At 53.5% G+C, this 25,528-nt stretch carries 23 protein-coding genes; 10 read left to right on the top strand and 13 right to left on the bottom strand.

What is annotated here, in order from left to right; translation table 11 throughout:
* Positions 1 to 34: 34 nt before the first annotated feature.
* Both NG42_RS05420 and NG42_RS05425 read right to left on the bottom strand, forming a co-directional pair.
* Entirely contained in the window at positions 35 to 1,792 is a 1,758-nt protein-coding gene (locus tag NG42_RS05420) for a sulfite reductase subunit alpha (protein ID WP_052898253.1), read from the bottom strand.
* Positions 1,793 to 1,859: 67 nt separating this feature from the next.
* The gene (locus tag NG42_RS05425; RefSeq protein WP_052898254.1) at positions 1,860 to 7,391 is read right to left on the bottom strand and encodes a glutamate synthase-related protein; all 5,532 of its coding nucleotides are present in this window, start codon (positions 7,389 to 7,391) and stop codon (positions 1,860 to 1,862) included.
* A gap of 937 nt (positions 7,392 to 8,328) precedes the next feature.
* On the opposite strand from NG42_RS05425, the gene arcB reads away from it, so the two are divergent.
* The 3 genes from arcB to mtgA all read left to right on the top strand — a co-directional run bounded on the left by arcB (position 8,329) and on the right by mtgA (position 12,274).
* Entirely contained in the window at positions 8,329 to 10,665 is a 2,337-nt protein-coding gene (arcB, locus tag NG42_RS05430) for an aerobic respiration two-component sensor histidine kinase ArcB (RefSeq protein ID WP_052898255.1), read from the top strand.
* Positions 10,666 to 10,898: 233 nt separating this feature from the next.
* Positions 10,899 to 11,552: an isoprenoid biosynthesis glyoxalase ElbB gene (elbB, locus tag NG42_RS05435; RefSeq protein WP_052898256.1), complete on the top strand. Its 654-nt coding sequence runs from the start codon at positions 10,899 to 10,901 to the stop codon at positions 11,550 to 11,552.
* Complete coding sequence (mtgA, locus tag NG42_RS05440; RefSeq protein ID WP_052898257.1) at positions 11,549 to 12,274, top strand: monofunctional biosynthetic peptidoglycan transglycosylase; 726 nt, start codon at positions 11,549 to 11,551, stop codon at positions 12,272 to 12,274. Before elbB ends, mtgA begins: the two co-directional genes overlap by 4 nt.
* A gap of 81 nt (positions 12,275 to 12,355) precedes the next feature.
* Here mtgA and npr read toward each other — a convergent pair whose 3' ends face one another.
* From npr to NG42_RS05495, 11 genes are all read right to left on the bottom strand, one after another.
* The gene (npr, locus tag NG42_RS05445) at positions 12,356 to 12,628 is read right to left on the bottom strand and encodes a PTS phosphocarrier protein NPr (RefSeq protein WP_052898258.1); all 273 of its coding nucleotides are present in this window, start codon (positions 12,626 to 12,628) and stop codon (positions 12,356 to 12,358) included.
* Positions 12,625 to 13,479: an RNase adapter RapZ gene (gene rapZ, locus NG42_RS05450; protein WP_052898259.1), complete on the bottom strand. Its 855-nt coding sequence runs from the start codon at positions 13,477 to 13,479 to the stop codon at positions 12,625 to 12,627. The genes npr and rapZ overlap by 4 nt, the downstream gene beginning before the upstream one ends.
* 53 nt (positions 13,480 to 13,532) lie before the next feature.
* Positions 13,533 to 14,006 carry a PTS IIA-like nitrogen regulatory protein PtsN gene (ptsN, locus tag NG42_RS05455; RefSeq protein WP_173581470.1) on the bottom strand — a complete coding sequence of 158 codons (474 nt, stop codon included), beginning with the start codon at positions 14,004 to 14,006 and terminating at the stop codon, positions 13,533 to 13,535.
* 200 nt (positions 14,007 to 14,206) lie between these two features.
* Positions 14,207 to 14,494: a ribosome hibernation promoting factor gene (hpf, locus tag NG42_RS05460; protein WP_052898261.1), complete on the bottom strand. Its 288-nt coding sequence runs from the start codon at positions 14,492 to 14,494 to the stop codon at positions 14,207 to 14,209.
* 23 nt (positions 14,495 to 14,517) lie between these two features.
* On the bottom strand, positions 14,518 to 15,957 hold the full coding sequence (gene rpoN / locus NG42_RS05465; protein ID WP_052898262.1) for an RNA polymerase factor sigma-54: 1,440 nt from the start codon (positions 15,955 to 15,957) through the stop codon (positions 14,518 to 14,520).
* Positions 15,958 to 16,005: 48 nt separating this feature from the next.
* The gene (lptB, locus tag NG42_RS05470) at positions 16,006 to 16,731 is read right to left on the bottom strand and encodes an LPS export ABC transporter ATP-binding protein (protein WP_052898263.1); all 726 of its coding nucleotides are present in this window, start codon (positions 16,729 to 16,731) and stop codon (positions 16,006 to 16,008) included.
* 6 nt (positions 16,732 to 16,737) lie between these two features.
* Positions 16,738 to 17,292, bottom strand: a complete 555-nt coding sequence (lptA, locus tag NG42_RS05475; protein ID WP_052898264.1) for a lipopolysaccharide ABC transporter substrate-binding protein LptA — start codon at positions 17,290 to 17,292, stop codon at positions 16,738 to 16,740.
* A complete protein-coding gene (gene lptC, locus NG42_RS05480) occupies positions 17,258 to 17,836 on the bottom strand; it encodes an LPS export ABC transporter periplasmic protein LptC (RefSeq protein WP_052898265.1) in 579 nt (192 codons plus the stop codon). Before lptC ends, lptA begins: the two co-directional genes overlap by 35 nt.
* Positions 17,833 to 18,399: a 3-deoxy-manno-octulosonate-8-phosphatase KdsC gene (gene kdsC, locus NG42_RS05485; RefSeq protein ID WP_052898266.1), complete on the bottom strand. Its 567-nt coding sequence runs from the start codon at positions 18,397 to 18,399 to the stop codon at positions 17,833 to 17,835. Before kdsC ends, lptC begins: the two co-directional genes overlap by 4 nt.
* Before the next feature lie 17 nt (positions 18,400 to 18,416).
* Positions 18,417 to 19,403 (bottom strand): arabinose-5-phosphate isomerase KdsD, encoded by a 987-nt coding sequence (kdsD, locus tag NG42_RS05490; protein WP_052898267.1) that lies wholly within the window; start codon positions 19,401 to 19,403, stop codon positions 18,417 to 18,419.
* Between the two features lie 19 nt (positions 19,404 to 19,422).
* Complete coding sequence (locus tag NG42_RS05495; protein ID WP_052898268.1) at positions 19,423 to 20,400, bottom strand: calcium/sodium antiporter; 978 nt, start codon at positions 20,398 to 20,400, stop codon at positions 19,423 to 19,425.
* Positions 20,401 to 20,672: 272 nt separating this feature from the next.
* Between NG42_RS05495 and mlaF the strand changes: the two genes are divergently transcribed.
* The 7 genes from mlaF to murA all read left to right on the top strand — a co-directional run bounded on the left by mlaF (position 20,673) and on the right by murA (position 25,482).
* Positions 20,673 to 21,485, top strand: coding sequence for a phospholipid ABC transporter ATP-binding protein MlaF (gene mlaF, locus NG42_RS05500; protein ID WP_052898269.1), 813 nt, complete (start codon positions 20,673 to 20,675; stop codon positions 21,483 to 21,485).
* A gap of 7 nt (positions 21,486 to 21,492) precedes the next feature.
* Positions 21,493 to 22,275: a lipid asymmetry maintenance ABC transporter permease subunit MlaE gene (gene mlaE, locus NG42_RS05505; protein ID WP_052898270.1), complete on the top strand. Its 783-nt coding sequence runs from the start codon at positions 21,493 to 21,495 to the stop codon at positions 22,273 to 22,275.
* Between the two features lie 4 nt (positions 22,276 to 22,279).
* Positions 22,280 to 22,828 (top strand): outer membrane lipid asymmetry maintenance protein MlaD, encoded by a 549-nt coding sequence (gene mlaD, locus NG42_RS05510; protein ID WP_052898271.1) that lies wholly within the window; start codon positions 22,280 to 22,282, stop codon positions 22,826 to 22,828.
* Between the two features lie 13 nt (positions 22,829 to 22,841).
* Positions 22,842 to 23,474: a phospholipid-binding protein MlaC gene (gene mlaC, locus NG42_RS05515; protein WP_052898272.1), complete on the top strand. Its 633-nt coding sequence runs from the start codon at positions 22,842 to 22,844 to the stop codon at positions 23,472 to 23,474.
* Positions 23,474 to 23,776 carry a lipid asymmetry maintenance protein MlaB gene (mlaB, locus tag NG42_RS05520; protein WP_052898273.1) on the top strand — a complete coding sequence of 101 codons (303 nt, stop codon included), beginning with the start codon at positions 23,474 to 23,476 and terminating at the stop codon, positions 23,774 to 23,776. The genes mlaC and mlaB overlap by 1 nt, the downstream gene beginning before the upstream one ends.
* A 117-nt stretch (positions 23,777 to 23,893) precedes the next feature.
* Positions 23,894 to 24,148, top strand: coding sequence for a BolA family iron metabolism protein IbaG (gene ibaG, locus NG42_RS05525; RefSeq protein WP_052898274.1), 255 nt, complete (start codon positions 23,894 to 23,896; stop codon positions 24,146 to 24,148).
* 74 nt (positions 24,149 to 24,222) lie between these two features.
* Positions 24,223 to 25,482: a UDP-N-acetylglucosamine 1-carboxyvinyltransferase gene (murA, locus tag NG42_RS05530; protein ID WP_052898275.1), complete on the top strand. Its 1,260-nt coding sequence runs from the start codon at positions 24,223 to 24,225 to the stop codon at positions 25,480 to 25,482.
* Positions 25,483 to 25,528: the final 46 nt, after the last annotated feature.

The raw sequence follows: 25,528 nt of genomic DNA on the forward strand, positions 1-25,528 counted from the left end.
GCGGCATAAAGCCGCCTCTGGAAGGGATGTCAGATTAGTAGACGTCGCGCAGATAGCGCTTCTCTTTCTTCAGTTTGTCGACATACTCCGCAGCGCCCTCTTCTGACAGGCCACCAAAGCGGGTAATCACTTCATACAGCGCATGGTCGACGTCTTTAGCCATACGCGAAGCGTCGCCACAGACATAGAAGTAAGCCCCTTGCTCCAGCCAGGCAAACAGCTCAGCACCTTGCTCCAGCATGCGGTTTTGCACGTAAATTTTTTCTGACTGATCGCGGGAAAATGCCAGGTCCAGCCGTGTCAGCAGTCCGCTCTGATGCCATGCCACCAGTTCATCCTGATAGATGTAATCATGCTCCTGATGCTGATCGCCAAACAGCAGCCAGTTCTTACCTGACGCGCCGGTGGCCTGACGCTCCTGTAAGAAGGCGCGGAACGGGGCGATACCGGTGCCGGGACCGACCATGATCATAGGTGCATCATCTTTCGCCGGTACGCGGAAGGCTTTATTTTGTGAAATAAAGATCGCCGGCTTTTCACCGCGGCCAACACGTTCGGCGAGGTAAGTGGAGCAGACGCCATTACGTGCGCGTCCTGAACTGTGGTAGCGCACGGAAGCAATGGTCAGATGCACCTGATTAGGATGCGCTTTCTGGCTGGAGGAGATCGAATAAGCACGATGCTGCAACGGACGCAGCAATGCCACAAACTCCGGCACGCTCAGTGAACGGGTCAGCTCCAGTTGCAGCAGATCTAACGTGTCTTTGCCCCACAACCAGACGCCCATCGCATCTTTGTCGTCATGTTGCAGAACATGGCGCAGTTCCTGGTTGGTGGTGTTCTGGCCGACCCAGTCGATCAACTTACGTGAAGGTTCAGAAATCTCGAACTGGTAAGTCAGCAGGTCGCCTAAACTGCGGTCGAAGCCAGGAACCGGCATATCGTAGTCGGCTTTCAGCTGCGTCAGCAGTAACTTAACTAACACGGCGTCATTGACCGGGAACACGCCCAGCGCGTCACCGGCTTCGTATTTCAGTCCACTGTCGGTCAGATCAAATTCAAAGTGGCGGATATCTTTGCCGGAGTCCGCGCCAGAAAGGCGTTTATTGGTAATTAATGCCGCAGCATACGGATTCTGTTTATTGCTGCCCGGAATCACCGGTGCTTCCGGTAAGTTCTCCAGTGCGGTACCGCTGCTGCCAGCGCTGGCAGCAAACTGTGGCATCGCGCCGCCGATCCAGGCTTCCGAAGGTTCTTCATAATCCACGTCACAGTCAATACGATCGGTCACGCGTTTGGCACCCAGCTGCTCCAGGCGCATATCGAAGAACTTACCAGCCTGGCAGAAGCCATCGTAGCCGGTATCACCAATCGCCAGCACGGCAAAGTGCATCTGCTCAAGGCGCGGCGCGGTGCTGGCGGAAATCGCATCCCAGAATAACTGCGCGTTATCCGGCATTTCGCCTTCGCCGTAGGTAGAGGTGATGATCAGCACATGACGCATGGTCGCGAACACGTCAATATCAACTTCACCCAGCCCCTGCACCACAGGCACCAGCCCTTTGGCGCGTGCCGCTTTCGCTGCGCTTTGCGCCAGCGCTTCAGCATTGCCGGTCTGCGAACCAAACAGAATATGCAACTGAGTGGTCGCCGCAGCCGCCGCACCAGCGGTGGTCTGCTGCTTGTCTTCCAGTACCAGCAGGCGTGAATGTAAGCCAGCGAGGAAGCCCGCCAGCCAATATTTCTGCTCACCATTAAATGGCGCATCTTCAGGAATATAAGGAATCTTCATCGGTTTTCTGTACTCAATCCCGTTTTCAACATGTTCAGTCAATATTCACATTCAGTGTTGCTGGCAATCAGGACAATTTCCCGACCGCCGCAGCTAATTCCGGCAATGCTGCACGGGCAAACAGTTCTTCAAAGTCAGGCAGTCGTCCCAGAACTTCTCTGTTACGCGCATCCTGATAAATGATCCAGCCGTAAGTGGCCAGACTGTCCATTGAACGAATATTGCGTTGCGTCAGTGCCGCTTTGTAATCCGCCATACGCTTGGCGGCAATCAGGCACGAAAGTTCTTCATCACTGTAGTTTTCAATCGCCGAGCGGGCATGGCGTTGCAGCTTACTGATCAGGGCAAAATCTTCCGTCATCAGCAGGTTGCGCACCGCTTTCTCGACCGCCGGATCCTCAACAGAGGTGCCCTTCGGCAAGCGTGACAGGGCCAGCTGTTGCACGGTACTTAGTACGGTGTAGTTATTGAGCAACACAAACATTTCTGGCGTGTCGGTCGCACCGTAGCTCGGTACTGCGCCGTTGGCGATGGTAGTGCGGTTACGCCAGGCGTTCTTGAATTTGGTTACCTGATGGCTGGCCAGCGCGGTAGACAGCTCTTCCAGCAGATCCTTACGGGTTTTAGCCTTCAGAATTTCAACGCTGTCCTGATACAGCAGCAGGGAACGCGGCATCACGAAGACAAAGTGCTGACACTCGGTCTCCCAGTGTTCCAGTAACCACGCCGCACGCTCAGAGCCGGTGGCTTCCAGATGCCAGTTCAGCATTGTCAGCACCGCTTGTTTGTGCACTTTTGCCATTTCATCGTCATCAGCAATCGAGCCAAACAGCACCGAGTCGCCTGCGGCATGCGCAGCTAATGTGCCATACGGGTCGTACTGATATGCGAAACCGCCGCTCATACCGTTACCAAATCCTTTACCGAAAGTACCGAGGTTGAGGATGGCACCGTTGGTCATATATTCGCAGCAGAAATCACCGACGCCTTCGACCACCGCCGTCGCACCGGAGTTACGCACCGCAAAGCGGTCACCGGCCTGGCCCTGGACGAACAGGCGACCGCCGGTCGCACCAAACAGCGCAAAGTTACCAATCAGCACGTTGCCGTCAGTATCCTGCGAGCCGCCGCCTGGTGAACGCACAATTATTTCTCCGCCGCACTGGCCTTTACCGACGCCATCGTTACAGGTGCCGCTATGGGTCAGCTGCATGCCGTCATTACAGAACACGCCATACGACTGACCCGCAGAGCCGGAAGTGGAGATAGTGACGGTAGCCGGAGCCAGATAACGGCGTCCGCGATCGTCAGACAGTGCCGCTGGCATGGTCTGCAACTGCGCGTCATCCAGCTGATGATTAAGCATGCGCTCGATATCAATCGCCAGCTGCCCGCCCACGCTCTTGTGGCGGTTATTCAGCGTAATGCCATCACCCAACTGGATGTGGGCTGCGCCCTGCGCCACCAGTGAGCCATTTAGCCGCGCTAACCAGCCTTCATCCAGCGCGAAATCTTTCTCCAGATAGACCGGATGCGCAATTTTCTGCTCCGGCACCACGGTCAGCATTGCACGCAGGTCGAGTTTGCCGACTTCACGCGGATGATCCATCAGATGCAGTAATTCGGAACGACCCCGCGCTTCACGCAGCGAGCGCAGACCCAGTCGCGCCAGCATTTCGCGTACTTCATGGGCGACGTTGATAAAGTACTGCGCCAGCTGACGCGGATCGCCATCAAAGGCTTCGGCATTGGTGGTCAGACCCGCCGGGCATTTGACGTTACAGTTCTTCGCCATCACACATTTCAGCATCATCAGCGCGGTAGTTCCGAACTCAAAGCTGTCGCCGCCGAGCAGGGCGGATTTCACTACGTCGCTACCGGTTTGTTGTGCGCCGGAGCAGCGTAAAATGACTTTCTCGCGCAGGCCGTTGGCACACAGCGCCTGATGAACTTCGGCGATGCCGATTTCTGCCACGCGTCCGGTGTATTTCAGACTGGTGACCGAAGCCGCGCCAGTTCCCCCGGTATTACCCGCGACGTTAATCACATCCGCGCCAGCTTTCGCCACGCCGACCGCGATGGTGCCGATCCCTTCTGAGGAAACCAGTTTGACAATCACGCGTACACGCGCAGCTTTACAGTCATGAATCAGCTGAGCCAAATCTTCAATTGAATAGGTATCGTGGTGCGGAGGGGGGGAAACCAGCTCCACGCCAGGTGTACCGCCACGCGCTGCCGCGATTTCTACCGTCACTTTTGCTGACGGTAACTGACCACCTTCGCCGGGTTTTGCGCCCTGGCCGATCTTAATCTCCAGCTCTTCCAGCATCGGGTCGGCCAGATAGGCAGCCCAGACACCGAAGCGGCCGGAAGCCAGCTGTTTGATGCGCGAGGCACGAATGGTGCCGTGACGCGAATAGTGCTCGCCGCCTTCACCACAGTTACTCATGCCGCCAACCATATTGGTGCCGTGCGCCACCGCTTCGTGTGCCGGAGCAACCAGCGCACCGTGGCTCATCGCGCCCGAGGCGAAGGTGCGGGTGATTTCGCTGGCAGGCTGCACTTCACTTAACGGCAGTGAAGGTGAAGTGGTGAAAATACGCGCCAGATAGTCGGCCGCTTTGCCGTGCGCACTGACTTGCAGGCCACCGGCAACCATTTCCGTATGCGCGATATCTGCGGCAAAACGGTTTTTCAGCGCGGTCGACAGCGCCGCCAGACGCTCAGCTTCTGGCTTCAGCCCTTCAATGGCGTCAGTCAGGCGCAGAGTGAACAGGCCTGCATTGTCCGCGTGGGTTTCGCAAACCAGTCCGCGAATGGCGAAACCATTGTTGATTAACGAGTAGCGACTCAGCTTGCGGGAGAATTCCGCCAGGCTATCGACATGGGTCAGATCGGCCGGGAAGGCGAGAATATCGCGCAGTGCGGCCGGGCGACGTTTACGTTCTTCATGCATCAGGCTGGAGAACTGACGATAATCCGGCGTGATGGTAAAGTTATCGATCACCTCGTCAGGAATACGCTCAAAGCTGCTGTCGGCAAAAGATTTGGCTTTGATATTGAAGGCGTTATCCAGCCTGGCCAGCGTCAGCAGGCGGATAAACTGATCGTCCTCGCGTGGCTTATCGGCGAAGCGGATCGGCTGCTCAGTCATATCAATAAAGGTTCGCACCGCAATGGTGCCGTAGGAGTGCCCGGCACCTTCTGCGCGCTCTTTAAACAGACCCAGCAATGGCACTTCAGACTCACCTTTGATCTTCAGCGCGCTCTGATGCCAGTCCACCGCCATCTGGGCGATAGTCGCAAAGCTGGCGCCGCCGACCGGCGTTTTAATATTCGGGAAGTATTTCTTCAGCACCGCATCGTCGGTATCGAGGAAGTTTGGCTCGAAGAACTCACCACAGCTATAGCTTTCCACGGTACACAGACCAACTTTACCCATGGTTTTCATCAGCGCTTTTTCCGCTGCTTTGGCATAGCGCTTAAATGCCTTATTGCCTTCTTCGCCTTCGCCGTATTTCTCTTCAGCGCGCATCTGAACGCCCAGCGGATAAATCGCTGATGCGCCAAAGCCAAGCGTCGCGGCAATATGGTGTGATGAAATGCTCTGGCCGCTTTCAACCACCAGCGAGACATCAAGACGCAGACCTTCCTGCACTAAGCGCTGGTTGATGGCGGAGACCACCAGCAGCATTGGCATCGCGGCGCGGGTAGAGGAGATATGACGGTCAGTAATCACCGCGATACCGCCCTGGGCACGCGCAAACTCGACCACTTGCTGCGCCAGATCGTCGATGGCGTTTTCCAGCGCGCGGGCATTGTCCTGACGGCTTTGCGCGTCAGTGCCGATGATTGGCTGGTACAACATTTCAAAACGCGCATAAGGCGCGACTTTCTGCTCGCGTAATTGCAGCATATCCAGATGGGTCAGGATCGGCGTCGGTACGATAATCTGCTGTCCCTTGCTGCGTCCCAGATGCGGCTTGGCACCCAGCGCCACGCGCAAGGTCATACCGTCAGCTTCACGGATGGAGTCCAGCGGTGGGTTGGTTACCTGGGCAAAGCGTTGGGAGAAGTAGTGCGCCATGCCGCCTTCATGATCGGATAACCCGTTGATCGCGTTGCCATAGCCCATAGCTGAAATCTTTTCAGCGCCGGTAGACAACATCGGGTCCATCATAAATTTGAAGCTTTCCTGGTTGTAGTAGTAAGCCACAAAACGTTGGTAAGCTTTCAGATCGCCGCTGTAGCGCAGTGGCGAGCCCTGTTGCTCGGCAGGTACTACGGGCAAATCGCCTAAGGTTACGCGCGCTTGCTCCAGCAGTGCCGGGTAATCTTTTTCCGCCGCCAGTTTTTCCAGTGCTTCCAGCGTGGTGTAGCTGCGTTTTTCACTGTGATCGTAATACAGCATGCCGCCAGCTTCGATACGACCACGGCGTAATACGCTCTCCGGCGGGAAGGCGATCTGACCTGCTTCGGACATCGCGCCGATATACTCAGCCGTTTCCACTGAGCGCAGCGGACGCAGACCGAGGCGGTCAAGACGTGCGCCGATGATGTCACCATTACCGAAAATCAGCGCCGCCGGGCCATCGTTTTTCTCTTCATATAAAGAGAAGTATTCCAGCATGGCGCGCACATTGTCAGACAGCGAGTCGTCGTTCTCCCACGCTGGTGGCATCATGGATACCACGGCATTGATCAGGTCGAGATTATCTTCCATCAGACGGCTGTGAATACTCTGATCGAGGCGCGAACTGTCAGACTGCCCCTTTGGACGGACGATTTTCTTACCACGCGCCAGTGCCAGTGCGGCTTCGGCAATACGGTTTTTACGGTCGGTATTCAGCTCACCGTTGTGCGCCATCAGACGGAACGGCTGCGCCATGGTGGTGTGCGGATCGGTGTTGGTCGAAAAACGCGTATGGAAGAACAGACCGCGCACCTGGTGATCGCTATCGGTCAGATCCTTAAAGTAAGGGATGACTTCATTAGAGTTCAGACGCGCTTTCAGAACCTGCGTGCGCGAAGAGAGCGACAGCGGATACAGACCGCCAAATTCGCTTTCGGTAAAGGCGCGCGACTCGATATCCAGCAGTGCGCGGTAGATGCGCTGTTCGAAACCATTCTGATCATCGACATCCTGCGGGGCAGCAAACACCCACTGAACGATCGGTAACTGAAACTGGATTGCAGCAGGACGCAGCACGCTGGCATCCAGTGGCAGATCACGTTTGACGATTATCGGGAAGCCATACACGGCGAAGGTTTCTTCCACCAGGCGCTCGGCATTGGCACGTAACGCCGGATCTTTCGGCACAAAGAAGTTACCCACGCCGAAACGGCCGAACTCCAGCGGCTGGCCGGTAATTTTTCTAAAAAAGTGCAACGAGATATCGACGTTAACACCTGCGCCGTCACCTACGCCTTCAGCAGACATGCCGCCGCGGTGAGGTACGGTGCAAAGCGCACTGTGCGCCATTTGCAGTATCTCATGGGTTTGCTCGCCGTCCTTACGTGTAATAAAACCCACGCCACAGCTATCACTTTCTTTTGATGGATCATACAAGCCATAGGGATACGGGGTTTGATTGGACATCGAGGGCCTCCTTAAATTACTGCTTTGACATTACTTTTATTGTTTCAAACACAGAGCGCCATCGCGTCAGCCTGAGCGGATTCTGTATCATTTTTTTGAGCGCTAACACGCGGGCGCCGTCACTCCGAACATTTCACTTAGCGAAAGTCTAAAACGTCCATGAGTGGGGGCTTGCTCTCTACTTTCCGGGTCTCTTAGATGGAGATAACTTGCATCATGAGGGAGTCTTCTTGCTGCATAGATATGCCGAGACACTGGCCCGTCAGAAATGCATCCAGCGGATTTCCAACTTATCGGGAAAGCGTACAGAGGTCAAATAGCGTTCTTACTTATGCCTTTTTAAGTCTTTGTGTGTTTATGTTGTTGAAATTTATGAATTTAATGCTTATTTTTATCGGTATCGGGTAAGCTAAATTGACCTGAGAAGTGTGAGCTGACTCACTATAGTGCAGACAGCAAATACCTGCACCATGCTGGTGCTGACGGTAATTACAGCACGATCTGCTGATAAAATCCCCTTTGCCGCAGGATGAAACTGTTTTTGCCTGGTGTGCATATTTGAAGTAAATAGCGACCCATCATTAGTAAAATTAATCACGCCAGAACTGATTAAAATTTCGCTAAAGATGAATGATTATTCGTTTTGATATGGGGAGGCCGGACGACAGAGCAAGGTCATCGTAATAAGAAGCAAAAATTGCGCAGAAAAGCCCATTTACACAGGCGGCTCATCAGATTAGGCGCTTGCAAAAATTAGTCAATAGCTTTCCTGGGGTAATTGCATAAAGCCCGCGCCAGGCGTGGCCTTTGCACCAATTTGGCGCGAACAATGCACCAGCCCGGTGCGAAAATAGCGTCTGCGCCGCCGATCCGGCAGCGCCACGCGATTACTGAAAGTAAGATATGATTGTGCCTGTTGACCAGGAAGGAAGCTGTTATGAAGCAAATTCGTTTATTGGCGCAGTACTATGTTGATTTGATGGTGAAACTGGGTCTGGTGCGCTTTTCGCTGTTACTGGCCTCGGCGCTGGTGGTACTGGCGATGGTGGTGCAGATGGCGGTGACCATGCTGCTGCGCGGCCATGTTGAAAGTATTGATGTGGTGCGATCGGTGTTCTTCGGTCTGTTGATCACTCCGTGGGCGGTCTATTTCCTTTCGGTGGTGGTTGAACAGCTTGAGGAGTCACGCCAGCGCCTGGCGCGTCTGGTGGATAAACTGGAGGAAATGCGTCATCGCGATCTTCAGCTTAATCAGCAGATGAAAGAGAACATCAGTCAGCTGAATCAGGAAATTGCCGACCGTATTAAAGCGGAAGAAGCGCGTCTGCAAGTGATGGTTAAGCTGAAAGAGGAGATGGCGCGGCGCGAACAGGCGCAAATCGAGCTGGAGCAGCAATCCTCTTTTCTGCGCTCGTTTCTTGATGCCTCTCCTGACCTGGTGTTCTACCGCAATATCGATCAGCAATTCTCCGGCTGTAACCGTGCGATGGAGCTGCTTACCGGTAAAAGCGAGAAGCAGCTGATTGGCCTGACGCCAAAAGATGTGTATGACGACGAAGCTTCCACGAAAGTGCTGGAAACTGATGAGAAAGTCTTCCGTCATAACGTCTCGCTGACCTACGAACAGTGGCTGCAATATCCTGATGGGCGTAAAGCCTGTTTTGAAATTCGTAAAGTGCCGTATTACGACCGGGTCGGTAAACGCAGCGGGCTGATGGGCTTTGGACGCGATATAACCGAACGGAAGCGCTATCAGGACGCGTTAGAGAATGCCAGCCGGGAGAAGACCACTTTTATCTCGACCATCAGCCACGAGCTGCGTACGCCGCTTAATGGCATCGTCGGTCTGAGCCGTATCCTGCTGGATACCGATCTGAATCAGGAGCAGCTGAAATACCTGAAAACCATCCATGTTTCCGCTATCACCCTCGGCAATATTTTTAACGATGTGATTGAGATGGACAAAATCGAGCGACGCAAAGTACAGCTGGATAATCAACCGCTTGATTTCACGGGTTTCCTTGCCGACCTGGAAAATTTGTCCGGGTTGTTAGCGCAGCCAAAAGGGCTGAAGTTTGTTATGGCTCCGCAACTGCCGCTGCCGCATAAAATTATTGCCGACGGTACACGTTTGCGGCAGATCCTGTGGAATCTGATTGGCAACGCGGTGAAGTTTACCCAACAGGGCGAGATTGTGGTGCGGGTGCAGTATCACGACGATGAGCGCCTGCGTTTTGAGGTGCAGGATTCCGGGATGGGCATCCCGCAGGACGAGCAGGATAAAATTTTTGCCATGTATTATCAGGTGAAGGATCAGCACGGCGGCAAGCCTGCGACCGGCACCGGTATCGGGCTGGCGGTATCGCGTCGGCTGGCGCAGAGCATGGGCGGCGATATTACGGTGCACAGTGCGCCGGGGCAGGGTTCCTGTTTCAGTATGGAGATTAATGCGCCGCGGGTCGCCGAAGAGGTCGAAGACGAGCAGCCTGAAGATGAAATGCCGCTGCCGGCGCTGCATGTGCTGCTGGTTGAGGATATTGAGCTGAATGTGGTGGTGGCGCGTTCCGTGCTGGAGAAACTGGGTAACAGCGTCGAAGTGGCGATGACCGGCAGCGAAGCACTGGAGATGTTCCAGCCGGAAGAGTTTGATCTGGTGCTGCTGGATATTCAGCTGCCTGATATGACCGGTCTGGACGTGGCGCGTAAAATTCATCAGCGTTTTGCCGGCCAACATCTGCCGCCGCTGGTGGCGCTGACTGCCAACGTACTGAAAGACAAGCGCGAATACCTTGATGCCGGCATGGACGAGGTGCTGAGTAAGCCATTAGCGGTACCGGCACTGACCGCAATGATCAAGAAATTCTGGGATTGTCAGCAAGCAGACGAGGTAGTGGAAAGCATCATCGTCGATGATGAGAAACTGGCATTACTGGATGTACCGATGCTGGAGCAGTATATCGAGCTGGTGGGGCCATCACTGATTCATCAAAGCCTGGCGATGTTTGAACAGATGATGCCGGGTTATCTGGCAGTGCTTGACTCCAATATGATGGCGCGTGACCAGAAGGGCATCGCCGAAGAGGGGCACAAAATCAAAGGTGCTGCCGGTTCGGTAGGTTTACAGCATTTGCAGCAGGTGGCGAAACAGATTCAAAGCCCGGAGTTGCCCGCCTGGTGGGATAACGTGCAGGAATGGATTGATGAGCTGAAACAGGAGTGGCAGCACGACGTCAATGTGTTGCGCGAATGGGTTCAGAACGCTGAAAAAAAATGACCCCGACCGAGGCCGGGGTGCGCGAATACTGCGCCAACACCAGGGAAACTCTTGCCTCGGCTATTCTGATAGGAATAATTTCATGCCCAGGCGCGGTATTGGATAAAACGCTCAAGTCACCTTAGCAAATCTCACAAGACTTGTAGGAAGATTCATTAAGATGTGTGATATGGAACAGCGTTTCCACACAGAAAACATTAATTTGCTGACACAGTCAAGTAAGGAATTAATTTATGAAGTGTATTGGCGTAATTTTAAGCGGTTGTGGTGTTTTTGATGGCAGTGAGATTTACGAAACCGTTTTAACCTTACTGGCCATTGAGCGGGCGGGAGCGAAGGCGATTTGCTTTGCGCCGGATAAACCGCAACTTCATGTTATTAATCACATTACTGGCGAAGAAATGCCGGAGTCACGTAACGTGTTAGTGGAATCTGCCCGAATTGTCAGAGGTAAAGTTTTACCTATTAATCAGGCTGATTCCGTTCAGCTTGATGCACTGATCTTACCAGGTGGTTTTGGTGTGGCAAAAAACTTGAGTCGCTTCGCTGACGCCGGTGCGGACTGTGTCATTGATACAGATCTGCAAAAGCTTACCCAGGAAATTTATAAGCAAAGCAAACCAATTGGTTTCATCTGTATTGCACCGGCTATCCTGCCTTTACTGATCGATGCACCGATACGCATCACCATTGGAACCGATTCCATGTACGCGGAAGTGATTGAAGCAATGGGAGGAATTCACGTCCCTTGTCCGGTGGATGACATTGTTGTCGACGAAGAACATAAAATTGTCACCACTCCGGCAACCATGCTGGCCGGCTCAATTGATGACGCTGCCAGCGGAATCGATAAGCTGGTCAAACGCGTGGTGGAAATGATTGCATGAAAAAGCGTCGGGGAAGCTGGTTACAACGACTGAAAAGTTGGCTGTTACGCGCGGTGCTGGCAGTGGCCGCAATATGGATTGCGGGCATCCTGCTGTTTGCTTTTCTGCCGGTGCCTTTTTCGGCGGTAATGGTGGAACGGCAGCTCGGTGCCTGGCTACAGGGCGATTTTGCTTATGTTGCGCACGCCGACTGGGTGGGCATGGATGAGATCTCGCCGTGGATGCCGCTGGCGGTGATGGCTGCTGAGGATCAAAAATTTCCGACCCACTGGGGATTTGATATGAACGCGATTGCCTCGGCGCTCGATCATAATGAGCGCTCGACCCGCATCCGTGGTGCTTCAACCCTGAGTCAGCAAACTGCCAAGAATATGTTTCTCTGGGACGGGCGCAGCTGGCTGCGTAAAGGGCTTGAGGCCGGGCTGACGCTGGGAATTGAGGTGGTCTGGACCAAGCGCCGCATTTTGACGGTCTATCTTAACGTGGCGGAGTTTGGCGAGGGTATTTTTGGCGTGGAAGCTGCTTCACAGCGCTACTTCCATAAACCGGCCAGTCGCCTGACGCAATCCGAGGCAGCGCTGTTGGCGGCGGTACTGCCCAGCCCGCGGCGTTATAAGGCGGATGCACCCTCTGGCTACGTGCAGCAGCGGCAGCAGTGGATTTTGCGCCAGATGCGACAGCTGGGCGGGGAAGGGTTCCTGCAAGAGCATAACCTGAATTAAGGATGCGAGTAGGGGAAGCCTTTATGAGGGTGCTAACCCCCGTAGGGGCGGCGAGAACGCCGCCCCTACGGGTTTCGAAGGTTAATCTTCGTCGAAACCGGCGTTAAACAGATCGATTACCGCTGATAACGCTTGTTCTTCCTCGGGGCCGCTGGCTTCAATTTCGATATGACCGCCTTTAGCCGAATCGAGCATCAGCAGCGCAATCACGCTGCTGGCCTCAGCTTCGGTTCCGGCTTCATTACGCAGCAGTACTTCTGCATCAAAACTCTGTACCAGCTCAAACAGCTTCATCGCCGGTCGTGCATGCATGCCCAGTTTGTTCTGAATTTCCACGGTTTGCTTTACGGTCATGATTTACGTTTTTCCAGCGTACGATGGCGGGACTGCACGTTTTTACCGCGTGAGCGGAAGTAATCTGCCAGCTGCTCAGCAATATACACCGAGCGATGTTTACCCCCGGTACAGCCAATCGCCACCGTCAGATAGCTGCGGTTATTGGTTTCCAGCATTGGCAACCATAACTCAAGGTAGCTACGGGTCTGATAGATAAAGTTATGCACTTCAGTATGACGATCGAGGAACGCCGCAACCGGGCGATCCAGACCGGTCATCGGACGCAGTTTCGGATCCCAGTGCGGGTTCGGCAGAAAACGGACGTCAAACACATAATCGGCATCGATCGGAATACCGTGTTTGAAGCCAAAAGATTCAAACACCATGGTCAGCTCACGCTCGCGTTTGCCCAGCAGACGGGTACGCAGCATTTCCGCCAGCTCGTGCACTGACATTTCCGAGGTGTCGATAATCAGATCGGCACGGGAGCGCAACGGCTCCAGCAGGTCACTCTCTTCATCAATGGCACTCTCCAGCGACAGATTCTTGCTGGAAAGCGGATGAAGGCGTCGCGTGTCGCTGTAGCGCCGGATCAGCGTATTCCGATCGGCGTCAAGAAACAGCAGCTGCGGCGAGAAGCTTTCCGGCAGGCTGGTCAGCGCCTTCTCAAAGATCTCAGGCGACTCTGGCATGTTGCGCACGTCAATGCTGACCGCCGCAGACATGTTGCGATCGGCCAGTGAGTTCGCTAATTCAGGCAATAACACTACTGGTAGGTTATCGACACAGTAAAAACCCATGTCCTCCAGCGCGCGTAGTGCAACAGATTTCCCTGAACCAGAACGACCGCTGACGATCATCAGCACCATTAAATATTCTCCCGATTAATACGACCGAACAGCCGTGCCAAAGTCTGGTGGTTTTATTCCTGACTCTCAATAATGATCTCGTACAGCTCTTCGTCACTCTGCGCTGAACGTAAACGGCGACAGACGGTTTTATCCGCCAGTCGTTTCGCCACCAGAGAGAGCGTGTGTAAATGTGTTTTACACTGATCGGCCGGAACAAGCAGGGCGAACAGCAGATCCACTGGCTGATTATCAATGGCATCAAAAGCGATTGGCTGATCAAGACGGATAAACACGCCAACGGCGCGCAGCGTATCCTCTTCCAGCTTACCGTGTGGGATGGCGATACCGTTACCGATACCCGTACTGCCCATACGCTCACGGGTCAGAATCGCTTCGAAGATAGTCTGGTGCGGAAGATTAAGCTGCTTCGCTGCCAATTCGCTGATAATTTCCAGCGCCCGCTTTTTGCTCTGGCAGTGTACGCCGCTGCGGGTACAGTCAACGCTAAGGACAGAGCTTAATTCCAGTGTTAGATCATTGTTCATCATAGTTTCACTTACGTGTTCACTTATGCTGGCTCATCGGTTTACTTTACTCGCCATTCGGTGAGAAAAGCAGCTAATTATTGACAGCAATCTGCGTCATCGGCTGCGAATCGCTGGCACAAAACGTTTGCTGTGCCATATCAAACGGGGCGAATAAATTCGCCCCGGCCTGATCCCGCTGCCGATGATACAGGGTGAATTTAGTGTTGTTTTAACTTGTCTTTATGTTTAGTTAACTGGCGCGCGAGTTTATCAATTAACCCGTCAATCGCCGCGTACATATCCACCGCTTCCGAGGTTGCGTGCAACTCGCCTCCATTCACATGCAGCGTTGCGTCGGCCACCTGAGTGACCTTCTCCACTTTCAGAACAATATAAACCTGATTTATCTGGCTAAAATACTGTTCCAGTTTGGCAAATTTGCTATTAACGAAATCACGTAATGGTTCAGTGATCTCAACATGTTGCCCTGTGATATTTAGCTGCATAGTGTCTTCCTTCTCAGTTCAGATCAAACCAATTGCTTGCGCTGGTTCGATGGCGGGATGGATAAAGACTCTCGGTACTTTGCCACAGTTCGACGCGCTACCATGATGCCTTGATCTGATAGCATAGTCGTTAACTTACTGTCGCTCAGCGGTTTGGCGGGATTTTCCGCCGAGATAAGTTTCTTCACCAGCGCGCGAATAGCGGTAGAGGAGGCTTCGCCGCCACCTTCGGTATTGACGTGGCTGGAAAAGAAATACTTAAGCTCAAAAATTCCACGTGGACTGTGCAGATACTTTTGCGTGGTCACACGCGAAATGGTTGATTCGTGCATGTCGACGGCAGAGGCGATATCTGCCAGCACCATCGGTCGCATAAATTCTTCGCCCTGCTCGAAAAAAGCCTGCTGCTGTTCCACGATACAGCGTGACACCTTCAGCAGCGTGTCATTGCGACTTTCCAGGCTTTTAATCAGCCACTTCGCTTCCTGCAGATTACTGCGAATAAACTGGCTGTCGCTGTCGTTACGGCTGCTGCCGCCCAGTGAGGCGTAGTGCTGATTGATTTTAAGTCGCGGTACGCTGTCTGCATTCAGCTCGACTGCCCAACGGCCGCCAATTTTGCGCACCAGCACGTCGGGGATCACATACTCAGGTTCACTGGTATTGATCGACTGACCAGGGCGAGGATCAAGCGACTGGATCAGTAACATCGCGCCCTTTAGCACATCTTCCTTCAGGCGGGTAACGCGCATCAGGCTGCGAAAATCATGGTTGGCCAGCAGATCAAGATGCTCACTGACGATCAACCTGGCCTCTTTCAGCCACAGGGTTTCCGTCGGATACTGCGACAGCTGTACCAGTAAGCAATCCCGCAGGTCGCGTGCGCCGACGCCGATCGGATCAAAGCGCTGAATACGTTTCAGCACCGCTTCCACTTCGTCCATCGCCAGATCCTCGTTACCCATGCTGTCATGGATCTCTTCGAGGGTGACGGTCAGATAGCCCATATCGTCGATCGCATCAACGATCGAGGTGGCAATGGCGCGGTCGGTATCGGTGAAGGGGGTCAGCTCGACTTGCCACATCAGGTAGTCTTGCAGTGACTGGGTGGTTTCGCCCTGATAAACCGGCAGTTCATCATCATGATAATCAGTACCGGTCCCGGAAGGGGTACCGGCAGTGTAAATTTCATCCCAGGTTGCATCCAGCGGCAGCTCTTCCGGCATATCCTTCTGTTCAAGCGCCTCACGGGTATCAAGAGCTTCGTTCTCATTCTCCTGATATTCGCGGGCGTCGATCTCTTCATGGATATCGGTTTGCTCAAGCAGTGGGTTGCTTTCCAGCGCCAGCTGTATTTCCTGCTGCAGTTCAAGCGTGGAAAGTTGCAGCAAACGAATGGCCTGCTGCAATTGCGGCGTCATCGCGAGCTGTTGGCTAAGCCTGAGTTGCAAACCTTGCTTCATATTCAGGATACAAATTCCTAAGAAATCATGCGTGAAACAAACACCATATCAGAGTCTGAACTCTTCACCCAAATAGACGCGCTTAACTTGTTCATCGGCCAGCACTTCTTCCGGCGTACCGTGAGCGATCAGGTGACCCTGGCTGACGATATATGCCCGCTCACAAACCGCGAGAGTCTCGCGCACGTTGTGGTCGGTAATCAGCACGCCAAGGCCGCTGTCACGCAGATGTTCAATGATTTTCTTGATATCAATCACTGAGATCGGATCAACACCGGCGAAGGGTTCATCCAGCAGGATAAATTTCGGATTGGCGGCCAGCGCACGTGCGATCTCGACGCGACGGCGTTCACCGCCGGAAAGAGACTGACCAAGGTTGTCACGCAGGTGCTCGATATGAAACTCTTCCATCAGCTCTTTGGCGCGATCCTCACGCTGCTCGGAAGTCAGATCGTCACGGATCTGCAACACCGCCATCAGGTTGTCATAAACGCTAAGACGGCGGAAGATCGAGGCTTCCTGCGGCAGATAACCGATACCGCGACGCGCACGCGCGTGCAACGGCAGGATACTGATATCTTCTTCGTCAATCACAATGCGACCGGCATCACGCGGTACAATGCCGACCACCATGTAGAAGGTGGTGGTCTTACCGGCACCGTTTGGCCCCAGCAGACCAACGATCTCGCCAGATTTCACTTCCAGACTGACATCTTCCACCACACGACGGCCTTTGTAAGCCTTCGCCAGGTTTTCAGCGATTAAGGTTGCCATAGCGAATTAGTTACTCTTTTTCTGATTGTTGGACGGTGTGCCTTTGTCCTGCAACTGCGAAGGTACCAGCACAGTGGTCACGCGTTTGCCGCTGTTGCCAAAGGCCTGCATCTTCTGTTCTTTTACCAGATAAGTAATGCGATCGCCTTTCACGTTGCTGTCGAGCTGCTCAAGATAAGCGTTACCAGTCAACTCAATGAAATCTTTCGCCAGTTCATAATGCATTTTTTGCGCATGGCCTCTGACCGGCTTGCCATTATCCTGCATCTGGTAGAAGGTCGCCGGGTTGCCCCAGGCGTCAACCACCGTTTTACTGCTGTCGCCGCCTGGCCGGGTAACCACCACCTTATCAGCGGTAATTTTGATCGAGCCTTGAGTCACGATGACATTCCCGGTAAAGGTCGCCACGTTGCCCTGCATATCCAGCGACTGGTTTTCCGAGTCGATATTGACCGGCTTTTCCGAGTCACCGGTCAGCGCGAAAGCCGGCAGGCTGGTGGCGAACAGTGCGCCGATCAGCAGGAGTTTAAGGCTGTGGTTGTTGTGCATTTTGAATTTCATAAGAGGTTTTGACCTTTTCAAGCAACTCGGCAGTTTTCGTCCGTAAATTTCCACGCATCTTCATACCGGTAGAGTTAAAGCTGCGGCCATAAATCGTGACCTGATCGTCGGACGTCACGTCCTGCGTGACCAGGTTAACCTGAGCATTATCGGTTTTGATACGCTCCAGTTGAGAATCCTGTGTAAGGCTATTAACTTCGACATGACCATACAGAAAGAGTTTACGGTCTTTTGTTAGTTTGGCCTTATCCGAGCGTACTGACCAGGTGGGGACTTTGTTTTCGTCATAGGTGGTCATGATCGGATTATCAAACCAGCTCACCTCTTGCTCCTGGAAGTAAGTCACTTTGTCGGAGACCAGTTTATAGCTCAGTGCGCCCAATGGGTTATAAACCACGGTGCTGGAGTTGGCACTGGTATAGGTCGGTTGCTGATTATTAGTGGCGACCGGCTCCTGGCCATCATCATTGGTCAGGCTCCAGCCCACCAGGATAATGGCAATCAGTGCCAGCAGTAGCGTAATCCAACGCCTGGTTTTACTCATACAGATTGCCCTTTGGCATCATCAAACTTATCCTGCGCGATCAGTATCAGATCGCAGATTTCGCGAACGGCGCCGCGCCCCCCTGCAATACGGGTGACATAATTCGCCCGCGGCAGCAGTACCGGATGCGCGTCAGCGACGGCGACGCTTAATCCCACTTTCGCCATCACTGGCCAGTCAATTAAATCATCACCGATATAGGCGACCTGCTCCGGGCTGAGTGACAGTTTATCCAGAAGTTCGCCGAAGGCCAAAAGCTTATCCGACTGTCCCTGATAAAGATGTTGAATTCCCAGCGTCTTGCAGCGATCTTCCAACAGTCTGGCGTTGCGGCCGGTTATAATAGCCACTTCCACCGATGAGGTCAGCAGACAGCGAATCCCATAGCCATCGCGTACGTTAAACGCTTTCAGCTCTTCGCCGGAATTGCCCATATAAATCACGCCGTCGGACATGACGCCGTCAACATCGCAAATTAGCAGGCGGATCTGTTTGGCTCGTGCCATGACTTCCTGGCTGACGGCACCGTAGCAGGTGTCGACCACTGCCTCTGTCTGACTCATTATTACTGGTTTCCTTTTCAGACTACGCCCGCGCGCAGCATGTCATGCATATGTACCACACCCAGCAACTGGTCGCCATCGGCAACCATCACGGCGGTAATATGTTTGGTTTGCATCAGGTTCAGTGCATCAACCGCCAGCATGGCAGGACGCACGCGAATGCCGCCCGGCGTCATCACGCTGGCGATTGAGGCGTTCTGGAAGTCGATCCCCATATCAAACACCCGGCGCAGGTCACCGTCGGTGAATACCCCTTCAATCTTCATTAAGTCATTGACGATCACTGTCATACCCAGATTTTTACGGGTGATCTCCAGCAGTGCATCGCGCAGTGAGGCATCTTTGCTGACATGAGGTATTTCATCGCCGCTGTGCATGATATCACTGACGCGCAGCAATAATTTGCGCCCCAACGCGCCACCCGGATGAGAAAGGGCAAAATCTTCTGCGGTGAAGCCACGCGCTTTCAGCAGTGCCACCGCCAGCGCGTCGCCCATCACCAGCGCCGCCGTGGTGCTGGACGTCGGTGCCAGACCGAGCGGGCACGCCTCTTGTGGCACTTTGACGCACAGATGAATATCGGCGGCACGCCCCATGGTGCTGTCCGGACGGCTGGTCAGGCAAATCAGTGAAACCTGCAACCGCTTTAGTACCGGGATCAACGCCAGAATTTCACCCGATTCGCCGGAATTGGAAACCGCAATCACGATATCACTGGCGGTGACCATACCAAGATCGCCATGGCTGGCTTCGCCCGGATGGACAAAAAACGCCGGTGTACCGGTGCTGGCAAAGGTGGCGGCCATTTTTTTGCCGATATGGCCGGACTTGCCCATCCCCATCACAATCACTTTGCCCTGGCAATAAAACATCTTTTCACAGGCGCGGCTAAAGTCGTCGTTAATATACTGATCGAGCTCTTCGAGCCCCAGACGTTCGATGCGTAATACATCTTTTCCCGCCTGCTGAAAATCGAAACCGGGTTCAAGGTTGATATGAGACATGGTTTTTCAGTCCTTTCAATCAGATTGAGCTGTTCGGAAGCAGATAAAGCGTGGCGACCCAGCCAATAAAACCGCACAGTAACAGCGTACCGGCCACACGCCCGATACGCCGACTGCGCTGCAGGCAGATCAAGGTAAACAGGGCGCTGACGCCCAGCATCACCCAGTAGTCGCGGGCAAATGCACTGACATCAATGGTGCCGGGATAAATTATCGCCGGAATACCGAGCACAATGGCAATATTATAAATGTTGGAGCCAATCAGGTTACCGATGGCGATATCATCTTCACCTTTCAGCGCCCCGGCGATCACCGTGGCCAGCTCGGGTAAGCTGGTGCCGACCGAAATAATCGTCAGGCCAATCACCAGTTCGCTGACGCCAAAGTAGTCGGCAATCACCGTCGCATTGTCAATCACCATACGGGTCGACATCGGCAGCATAATCAATGCCACCGCCAGCCAGAGAAATGCCACGGTGTTACCAGCGTCATCGCGCGGCAGTTCCGCCAGCTGCTCGCGGGTCAGCGTGTCGTTATTGTCGCGTTCTGCACGGCGGGCAATCTTAATAATAAATGCCAGATAAATGGCGGCGATGGCGATCAGTCCGACGCCGTCCAGCCGACTCAGCTGGTTATCAAATAACATAAAACCACACAGCAGCGTGACCAGTAGCATCAGCGGCAGTTCGCGCCGTACCAGATTAGAGTGTACCGTTAAGGGATGTAGTAATGCCGCGCCGCCTAAGATCAGCAAAATATTGGTAATATTAGAACCCATCGCGGTGCCGACGGCGATATCCATCTGGCCATGGGTTGCGGCAGAGAAAGAGACAATCAGCTCGGGCAGGGAGGTGCCGATACCTACCACCGTCATGCCGATGATTAACGGCGGAATCCCTAACGAACGGCATAATATTGCAGCACTAAAAACCAGACGATCTGCACCATAGACCAGTAAAATTAAACCGATAACTAAGAGTGCTGTAGCTAAAAGCATGAAAAGTCCTTTGATCGGATATAATCGTCGGTTTGCCTGATTCGACGTTAAGGCGGTAAAAACGGAGAATGGCAGTGATTTTGACGGGGTGTGAGGCAAAAGTAAAACTAAGGCTGCCCTGTAGAGTGATGTGGCGAAAGATAATTGAGGGCAACCAATGCCAGTTATTGCCACAACTTCGCAGTAAGTTTCTGTAAAAGTGTCCGCTGTCGCCTGCACCAGGCTACCATAGGCGGTAAATTATATGCCTGAAAATTTGGGAAGGGTTAACGATGAGCCAGACGGCAACGAATCTGGTCGATGTGCGTGGAGTCAGTTTTGCCCGCGGCAATCGGCCTATTTTCGACAACATCTCGCTGACGGTGCCAAAAGGGAAAGTGACCGCGATTATGGGTCCTTCAGGCATTGGTAAGACCACACTGCTGCGGTTAATTGGCGGGCAGCTGCAACCTGATGCCGGTGAAATCTGGTTTAATGGCGAGAATATTCCGGCACTCTCACGCTCGGGCCTTTATGAAGCGCGTAAAAAGATGAGCATGCTGTTTCAGTCCGGGGCGCTGTTTACTGACCTGACGGTCTATGAAAATGTCGCCTGGCCGCTGCGTGAGCATACCCGCTTGCCGAAGCCGCTGCTGCACAGCACGGTAATGATGAAACTGGAAGCGGTCGGACTGCGCGGCGCGGCTTATCTGAAGCCCTCGGAGCTTTCCGGCGGCATGGCGCGACGTGCTGCGCTGGCGCGTGCCATTGCGCTCGAACCTGAGCTGATTATGTTTGACGAGCCGTTTGTCGGCCAGGACCCGATTACCATGGGGGTGCTGGTAAAACTGATCGATGAACTTAACCATTCGCTGGGCGTAACCTGCATTGTGGTTTCACATGATGTGCCAGAGGTATTGAGCATTGCCGACTACGCCTATATTGTTGCGGGGCAAAAAATTATTGCTCAGGGCACCACCCACCAACTGAATGAAAATAAAGATGCGCGGGTGCGCCAGTTTATCGATGGCATTGCTGACGGACCGGTGCCATTCCGTTTTCCCGCAGGGGATTACCTTACCGATTTAACCGGTTCAGGGAGCTAATCAACCGATGCTAATACGTGCGCTGGCATCTCTCGGGCGACAGGGAATTAACACATTCGCTTCCTTTGGTCGTGCCGGGCTGATGTTGTTCCATGCCCTTGCGGGTAAACCTGAATTTCGCAAACATGCGCCGCTACTGATCAAACAGTTGTACAGCGTGGGTGTGTTGTCGCTATTAATTATTGTGGTTTCTGGCCTGTTTATCGGCATGGTATTGGGTTTGCAGGGTTACCTGGTGCTCACTACCTACAGTGCTGAGAGCAGTCTTGGCATGCTGGTGGCGCTGTCATTGCTGCGCGAACTGGGGCCGGTGGTGACCGCGCTGTTGTTTGCCGGGCGGGCCGGTTCCGCACTGACCGCTGAAATTGGCCTGATGAAAGCGACAGAGCAGCTCTCCAGTATGGAGATGATGGCGGTCGATCCGTTACGCCGGGTAATCTCTCCACGCTTCTGGGCGGGTTTTATCAGTATGCCCCTGCTGGCGCTGATTTTTACCGCCGTTGGCATCTGGGGCGGATCACTGGTCGGCGTCAACTGGAAAGGTATCGATAGCGGTTTCTTCTGGTCTGCGATGCAGAGCGCAGTCGATTTCCGTATGGATATCATCAACTGTGTTATTAAGAGCGCGGTATTTGCCATTACGGTGATGTGGATCGCGCTGTTTAACGGTTACGACGCTATTCCGACTTCGGAAGGTATCAGTCGGGCGACGACGCGCACTGTGGTGCATTCATCACTGGCGGTGCTCGGTTTAGATTTTGTGCTCACGGCACTGATGTTTGGGAACTGATTCAATGCAAACCAAGAAAAGTGAAATTTGGGTAGGCGTGTTTATGTTACTGGCGTTGGGCGCGATAGTGTTTCTGTGCCTGCGTGTGGCGGATGTTCAGTCGCTCGGCACTCAGCCGACCTGGAAGCTCTATGCTACCTTTGACAATATTGGCGGCCTGAAAAACAGCTCACCGGTAAAAATTGGCGGTGTGGTCATCGGGCGTGTCACCGATATCTCGCTCGACCCGAAAAACTATTCGCCGCGCGTGACAATGGCTATCGAAGATCAATACAAAGACATTCCTGATACCAGTTCGCTGGCGATTCGTACCTCGGGCCTGTTGGGTGAGCAATATTTGGCGCTCAATGTCGGCTTTGACGACCCGGAAATGGGTACTGCAATGCTGAAAGATGGCGATACTTTACAGGATACCAAATCCGCGATGGTGCTTGAGGATCTGATTGGTCAGTTCCTGTATAAGAGCGGCGACAGTGGCGATAAAAAACAGCAAGAGCAGGATGCCCCGGCAACGGGTGCGGCACCGGCTTCTGCTGCACCTGAACAACCATAAGAGGTAATTACGCATGTTTAAACGTTTACTGATGGTCGCGATGCTGGCGATTGTGCCACTGGCGGCAAGTGCAGCCGATCAAAGCGATCCTTACAAATTAATGAACGAAGCGGCGGGTAAAACCTTTACTCGTCTGAAAAATGAGCAGCCTAAAATTAAGCAGAACCCTGACTATCTGCGCCAGGTGGTTCGTGAAGAGTTGCTGCCGTATGTGCAGATCAAATACGCCGGCGCGTTGGTACTGGGTCGCTATTACAAAGACGCCACTCCAGCCCAGCGTGATGCCTACTTCAAAGCCTTTGGTGCTTATCTTGAGCAGGCTTACGGTCAGGCACTGGCGTTATACAACGGTCAGACCTACCAGATTGCCCCTGCGCAGCCGCTGGGTGATGCAAATATCATCGCGATCCGTGTGACGATTATTGATCCTAACGGCCGTCCACCGGTACGCCTCGATTTCCAGTGGCGTAAGAACAGCCGCACTGGCGACTGGCAGGCGTATGATATGATCGCCGAAGGCATCAGCATGATCACCACCAAGCAGAATGAGTGGAGTGATACTCTGCGCCAGAAAGGCGTTGATGGCCTGACTGAGCAGCTGAAATCCTATGCTGCGCAGCCAATCAAACTGGATCAGCAAAAGTAATGACAGAACAACTCAGTTGGCAGGTTGAAGCGTCAACGCTGCGTCTGCAGGGTGAACTCGATCGTGAAACGTTGCTGTCACTCTGGGAGCAGCGTGAAACCGTGATGAAACAGATCGATACAATCGATGTCTCGGCGCTGGACAGAGTGGACTCAGCTGGCCTCGCGTTACTGGTTCATCTGCGCCAGATTTTGCAACAGCAGGGTAAGAGTCCGCTTTTTACCGGCGTTACCGATAAATTAAGCTCGCTAATTACCCTGTATAATTTGCAGCAAATCATTGTTTCCACGACTGAGTCTTAACGCTCAGCCGGCCAGCACGCAAAGCCCCTGACTATTCAGGGGCTTTTTGCTTGTTTAAGATAAATTCCGTTTCCACTACTATGTCACCCTGTTTATCATCAAATTAGTTAGAGCATCATGGAAAATAGTGAAATTCAGTCCGTGCTGATGAGCGCGTTATCGTTAGAAGAAGTTCATGTCACGGGTGATGGCAGCCATTTTCAGGTGGTTGCTGTTGGTGAGATGTTTGCTGAACTGAGCCGTGTAAAAAAGCAGCAGGCGGTTTATGCTCCGCTGATGGAATACATCGCGGATAATCGCATTCACGCGGTTTCAATCAAGACCTATACGCCCGCAGAGTGGGCGCGCGACCGTAAGCTAAACGGTTTTTAAGCTGATTCAGCGTAGCTTCGTGGTGAAGCTGGCGGACAGCCTGTTTAAGTTTCTGACAACAGAGAGCAGTTGCAATGGATAAATTTCGTGTACAGGGTCCGACCCGGCTAAGTGGTGAAGTATCTATTTCCGGAGCCAAAAATGCCGCGCTGCCGATCCTGTTCGCCGCTCTGCTGGCGGAAGAGCCGGTAGAGATTCAGAATGTCCCGAAACTCAAGGACATCGATACCACCATGAAGCTGCTCAGTCAGCTTGGCGTAAAAGCAGAACGTAACGGCTCGGTACACCTCGATGCCAGCGACGTCAATATTTACTGCGCACCTTACGACCTGGTGAAAACCATGCGCGCATCCATCTGGGCGTTAGGCCCGCTGGTGGCGCGTTTCGGTCAGGGTCAGGTATCGTTGCCGGGTGGTTGCGCCATCGGTGCGCGTCCGGTTGACCTGCATATCTCTGGTCTGGAGCAGCTGGGTGCCGAAATCAAACTGGAAGAGGGCTACGTTAAGGCTTCCGTTGATGGCCGCCTGAAGGGGGCGAATATTGTAATGGATAAGGTCAGCGTTGGCGCGACCGTCACCATTATGAGCGCCGCCACGCTGGCGACCGGCACCACGGTGATTGAAAACGCCGCGCGCGAGCCAGAAATTGTCGATACCGCCAATTTCCTCAATACGCTGGGAGCGAAAATCACCGGCGCAGGCAGCGATCGCATTACCATTGAAGGCGTTGAGCGTTTGGGCGGCGGTGTCTACCGTGTGCTGCCGGATCGCATCGAAACCGGCACCTTCCTGATCGCTGCGGCGATTTCACGCGGCAAAGTGATTTGCCACAATGCGCAGCCTGATACGCTGGATGCGGTGTTGGCAAAACTGCGTGAAGCCGGTGCTGAGATTGAAACGGGTGCCGACTGGATTAGCCTGGATATGCACGGTAAACGTCCGAAGGCGGTGAACTTCCGTACCGCGCCGCATCCGGGGTTTCCGACCGATATGCAGGCCCAGTTTACCTTGCTGAACCTGGTGGCTGAAGGTACCGGTGTGATTACCGAAACTATCTTTGAAAACCGCTTTATGCACGTGCCTGAGCTGATTCGCATGGGCGCACATGCAGAAATCGAGAGTAATACGGTGATTTGCCATGGCACTGAGACGCTGTCCGGTGCTCAGGTGATGGCGACCGATCTACGTGCGTCTGCCAGCCTGGTTCTGGCGGGCTGTATTGCTGAAGGTACCACCATTGTTGATCGTATTTACCATATTGATCGTGGCTACGAGCATATCGAAGATAAGCTGATAGCGATGGGGGCGAATATTCAACGCGTCAGCGGTGAATAATCCCACTGCCAGCCGTATGGTATAAACATCTGGGCCGACATAATGT

This window comes from Winslowiella iniecta, assembly GCF_001267535.1.
Taxonomy (GTDB): Bacteria; Pseudomonadota; Gammaproteobacteria; order Enterobacterales; family Enterobacteriaceae; genus Erwinia; species Erwinia iniecta.